This is a genomic window from Bacteroidales bacterium, assembly GCA_018334875.1.
Lineage (GTDB): Bacteria > Bacteroidota > Bacteroidia > Bacteroidales > UBA12077 > JAGXLC01.
In genome coordinates this window covers 1-3,216 of record JAGXLC010000452.1, presented here as the reverse complement: position 1 = coordinate 3,216, position 3,216 = coordinate 1, and the positions used below count along the sequence as shown (strand labels likewise).

Annotated in this window: 7 protein-coding genes; all 7 read right to left on the bottom strand. The window is 40.5% G+C overall.

Going from position 1 to position 3,216, the window contains the following annotated elements; genetic code table 11:
- The coding region (locus tag KGY70_19700) for a hypothetical protein (protein MBS3777429.1) at positions 1-475 on the bottom strand (475 nt) is incomplete at its 3' end.
- Between the two features lie 81 nt (positions 476-556).
- The gene (locus KGY70_19695; protein ID MBS3777428.1) at positions 557-742 is read right to left on the bottom strand and encodes a hypothetical protein; all 186 of its coding nucleotides are present in this window, start codon (positions 740-742) and stop codon (positions 557-559) included.
- Positions 743-754: 12 nt separating this feature from the next.
- Entirely contained in the window at positions 755-1,012 is a 258-nt protein-coding gene (locus KGY70_19690; GenBank protein MBS3777427.1) for a hypothetical protein, read from the bottom strand.
- A 3-nt stretch (positions 1,013-1,015) separates the two neighbouring features.
- Positions 1,016-1,354 (bottom strand): hypothetical protein, encoded by a 339-nt coding sequence (locus KGY70_19685; GenBank protein ID MBS3777426.1) that lies wholly within the window; start codon positions 1,352-1,354, stop codon positions 1,016-1,018.
- A 130-nt stretch (positions 1,355-1,484) separates the two neighbouring features.
- Positions 1,485-1,649: a hypothetical protein gene (locus KGY70_19680; protein ID MBS3777425.1), complete on the bottom strand. Its 165-nt coding sequence runs from the start codon at positions 1,647-1,649 to the stop codon at positions 1,485-1,487.
- A 150-nt stretch (positions 1,650-1,799) separates the two neighbouring features.
- A complete protein-coding gene (locus KGY70_19675) occupies positions 1,800-2,174 on the bottom strand; it encodes a hypothetical protein (protein ID MBS3777424.1) in 375 nt (124 codons plus the stop codon).
- The coding region (locus KGY70_19670) for a hypothetical protein (protein ID MBS3777423.1) at positions 2,171-3,216 on the bottom strand (1,046 nt) is incomplete at its 5' end. The genes KGY70_19670 and KGY70_19675, both read right to left, overlap by 4 nt.

The following is a 3,216-nucleotide window of genomic DNA, read 5'->3' as shown; positions in this document are numbered from 1 at the left end:
GAGGGAGAAGCTTAAGCCTGTACTCTTCATTTGAATAATTATCCGGATGCTGAAAACTCATTGCAAATTTATGACATCCAGTATTATCAATAAAATGAGGAGAAAGAGTTTTTTTGAAAAATTTTTCATCTGCCAGGTTTATCATATTCGTGATTGTAGAAGGGTTCCAACCGAATAAAGACGCCTGCTCTACAAATTCAAAATAGTCAGGTCTTTCCGTGGGTTCCCCGCCGGACAGCATCCAGGAAAATCCCGGATACATTTCCCTGAGTAAAATATCATACCAGAGAAAATCATGGAACTCCTCACCGCCGTAATAACACCAGGGGCAGTTCATATTACAGGTATTACTTATATGAATAATTATAGAATTATTTTGATTTAATGTTCCTAAAGCATAAAAATTAGAAACAAAAGAAGCGTCCCGTTCGACTACGGCTTTAAAGTCCCCATGGGCCTCACATGTTTTTTCCATATAAGATACCCCATTTTCAGGATATATTACCGCCGGAATCTTCTTATAACATGTCGGACATAAACTCAAAGTATGTATCATTTAATCAGCCTCTCCCCAATAAAAAGCCTGTTGCGGGCACTCTTTTACCATTTGAGTAATCAGATTAAGCACGTCTGCATCTTCTTGTATCCACTGCGGAATTTGTACTCCTATATATCCAGCTTCCGGCAGACCGGATATGAACCATTTACAATGATCGCAGGCATCGCATTTGTCATAATCCACAAAAAGCCTCACTTACAGCTCTCCTGATTTTTTTAATATTTCAACTGCCATTCTGATTGCCAGTTTAATTACAACAACTTTTTCTGATGGGTATCTATTCTTAAATATCTGCTCTGCACCTTTTTCAATCTCTTTAAAAGAAGCTCCCGCCTCACTTCGTCGCTGGGCTTCCCTGAGTATATTAATTGCAGTGCCTTTCAAACTTTCCGCTGTTTGATATGCAGCCGTTTTAAATAGCCAGCAAAAAAATATTTTAATCTTTTCAAACATAATTTACTCCACAACCTCTGCTACATCAATATGATAAGTTACCTGGTTTGCTGTGCCGGCTTTTCCGTGAATAGCCCCTCCTGCTTCAAGAACTATACCAATAAGTTCGTCCACCTGGGTTGATTCTTCGCTTGGTAGATTGCGGGCATTGACAAGCAGAGTAGTTGCATCGGCTGAATCTCCGGAAGGAACCCTCCAGAAAGAATAAGTCACCACAGAAGTCGTATCATTGCACACAACAGCTTTTATTATCCGGGCCTTGGTATTGGTCGGGGCTGTATATAAAGCCGCCGAGGCAGCCGCTAACTGACCTGTATTGGCTTGTAAAATATTAGTTGGCATAATCAATCCTTTTTAGAATATTTTTTAGCTCTATACGCCCGGTATACTTTTTCAGCAGACTTCTTTGTTTTATACCTGCATTTCCCCGAGCCTATCCGGTACTTTTTGTTTTTACATTTTTTAACAGACATTATTTTTTCTTTCGTTTAATCATTTTTCGTCCTTCCGCTATGCCTTTTTCAACCGATTTATTATAAGCACTTCTTCGACGTTCAATTAATTTCCGTCCTTCTATTATCCCTTTCTTGGCAGATTTTTTATATGCTCTCCGCCATTTTCTTAATGTTGAAGCCATAATTTTACCTCGATTTAAACATCTTTTTCATAATATTTTGTCTTCGCCGCTTTCTAGCCTTAATAAGGTTTGACCCTGCTCGGACGTTATGGGGATTTTTCTTTGCCAGTTTTTTTGCTTTTTTATAACTTTTACCTTTTTTCTCCATTTTTACCTCCCGAGATAAGCTACTGCTTCATAGTAGCTGTACATTCCATAAGGCCCGTGCAACCTGAGCCATTTAATCAGTTTATTACTGCCCGAAGAATCGTTAAGCCTGAGTAGGTTACATAAAAACATATTATCAGATATAACATATTCTTCCTCTGTTTCGCTTAAATACCATCCCATATCATGGCGTTTGCAGGCAGGGTGAACGTTTAAACCCCAAATAGAATCCGGGACAAATTTGTCTCCAAGTTTTCCCGGTCCGCACCCGCCTCGACCGATAGCTTTCAAGATTTCTTCTTTCGAGGCCCCGATAAAATGTTCCGGAGTCCATAAATTAGTTTGGCCTTCATTTGACCACTGGAGTTGAAATTTCATTTCATTCTATTCTTAATCCATTGAGGCATTGAAGGAATATCTTCTGGTTGAATCATTGCTTCAACCTCAGTTTCAGTTCTTTTTCGGTATAGTTTACCGGTTTCGGTATCCAGTCGAACTCCTTCTTTAAGTGCTTTATGGTATTCGCCTGTACCTTTCAAAGTTGTTGTGGATTCTTCTTTTTCAACCGGTTCTATTTCGCCGGTCTCTTCATTAAGTTTATATTCTATTTTACGCCGGATAGTTTTAACTTCTTCTTTCTTCTCTTTTTCTTCAAGGGCTTCCGCTTTGCTCACTTCAATTTCTTCGGCCATGTATTTAGTGACTGCCTGATTCCGATGAACTTTATCCCAATCTTTGGCAACTAAATCAACATGCCCCTCAATGTCCTGTCTCCTGGAATTGTATTCAGCGAAAGTTTCAATGGTGATCGTGCCGTCAGTCGTCTGCCAGTATATCTCACCAGCATAATTCTGTACCCTCTTCCCAATCCAGTCAAGTCCGGGACCGTTGACATATAGTTCTGTGGGAGCATCTAAAGGATGAGAACTTATCTGCGTATCCGTCCCAGCATCATCAGTGAAATAAAGTTCGTTTGGAGTAGAATCTTTGACCCAAATTTGACCATAAGCAGCAGTATCAACTCCGGCAGCAGACTGTTCCTTAAGATCCATTGTTCCTTCGATAGTCACCTGTTGATTGGGACTTGCCGTCCCGATGCCGACGTTGCCGACATTGTCGATACGTACTTTCTCGGAACCCTCAACTTCAATAATGGCATTATCTTCAAATGCCCCGAAAGCTACTGATGAGTTGTTGCCGTTAGATTCCTTTGTTAAACTATACCATAAACTCTTCTTGGAATTTGCGCCTCTGGCTTGTAAATAAACGGTCCCATCATAAGCACCTTCTTGCGTAAATTGTCCAATACTTTTATCCGCGGTTATTCTCGCATCGAATGCAAATGCGGGGGATGAGGTCCCGATGCCGACGTTGCCGTCTGAATCCATATATATTGATTGTGCTGGAGCGCCCTTTTCCC

Coding starts and splice junctions, on each gene's coding strand:
- KGY70_19675 (MBS3777424.1), bottom strand. CDS start 2,174: ATGAAATTTCAACTCCAGTGGTCAAATGAAGGCCAAACTAATTTATGG.
- KGY70_19685 (MBS3777426.1), bottom strand. CDS start 1,354: ATGCCAACTAATATTTTACAAGCCAATACAGGTCAGTTAGCGGCTGCC.
- KGY70_19690 (MBS3777427.1), bottom strand. CDS start 1,012: ATGTTTGAAAAGATTAAAATATTTTTTTGCTGGCTATTTAAAACGGCT.
- KGY70_19680 (MBS3777425.1), bottom strand. CDS start 1,649: ATGGCTTCAACATTAAGAAAATGGCGGAGAGCATATAAAAAATCTGCC.